The organism is Christiangramia aquimixticola (assembly GCF_048285835.1).
Lineage (GTDB): Bacteria > Bacteroidota > Bacteroidia > Flavobacteriales > Flavobacteriaceae > Christiangramia > Christiangramia aquimixticola.
The window spans coordinates 1-330 of record NZ_JBLVTL010000126.1 but is presented as its reverse complement, the minus strand read 5'-3'; the positions used below and the strand labels follow the sequence as shown (position 1 = coordinate 330).

The window sequence follows — 330 nt, the reverse complement described above, 5'->3', positions numbered from 1 at the left end:
ACCACCTGAAAAGGCTCTTCCCAAGCTTTTCCCTGCTCAAACTCCACCTCATAAAGGGAGAGGTAATCGTGATTGGTGCCCACGATTCGGAAACCTTGGACGTTGTCGCCGAGTGCCAAAGGAATAACTTTCTTGACCAGGCGATTGGAAGATAGTCGCTTGGCCTCTTCCATCTTGATATTACCCGTAGGGAAATCGATGTGGTAAACAGAAGACAGGATCAATTGCAGTGGACTGCCTTTGGCTCCTACTACCAAGTCAATTCCCGCTGCATCTTGGTTCATTTTCTTCTCAAACTGGTCCTGAATCAGAAGTAAAACCGTAATAATG

At 46.7% G+C, this 330-nt stretch carries 1 pseudogene; it reads right to left on the bottom strand.

What is annotated here, in order from left to right:
- Positions 1-330: pseudogene (locus ACNKXV_RS13800) on the bottom strand (ABC transporter permease); the annotation flags it as partial.